The 446-nt window shown below is 46.9% G+C and carries 1 protein-coding gene; it reads right to left on the bottom strand.

Translation table 11 applies throughout. The features are described 5' to 3' along the window. Positions 1-34 precede the first annotated feature (34 nt). The coding region (locus FHK88_RS12305; RefSeq protein ID WP_227431016.1) for a DUF4442 domain-containing protein at positions 35-446 on the bottom strand (412 nt) is incomplete at its 5' end.

Raw genomic sequence — 446 nt, 5'->3', positions numbered from 1 at the left:
GTTGGTGGATTATTAATTGGTAATGACGTAGCGGCTATGATGCAGTAGTAGCTGACTGACCTGTCTGGCGTGCCTCAAGCTCTGACTTGGGAATCCACGCCCATATCATCTCGACGCTGATCGGTTCACGATCGCTATCAGACTCTCGATCATCAATGACACAAGGGATGACCATCTCGCCCTTTGGCGTGTCCAAAATATGTTGGCGCTGCTCGTCACTGAGAGTGGCGATAGCCGCTACTTGGCCTTTTTTAAGAGGGCGATAAAAATTCACTTGGTAAGATTTGACCAATAGTACCCGATCGGTAGGTAGGTTTAAGCCTAGGATAAAGCCAGTGGCCGTTTCAGCCAATAAGGTAATAGCGACAGCATGGATAGTGCCAATATGATTCTGTACTGATTTGTCATTATTTAGGCTAACGACTACTTGATTTGGGGTAACGGTC

It is taken from the genome of Psychrobacter sp. I-STPA6b (assembly GCF_020662265.1).
Lineage (GTDB): Bacteria > Pseudomonadota > Gammaproteobacteria > Pseudomonadales > Moraxellaceae > Psychrobacter.
This window is presented reverse-complemented; position numbering and strand designations above follow the sequence as displayed.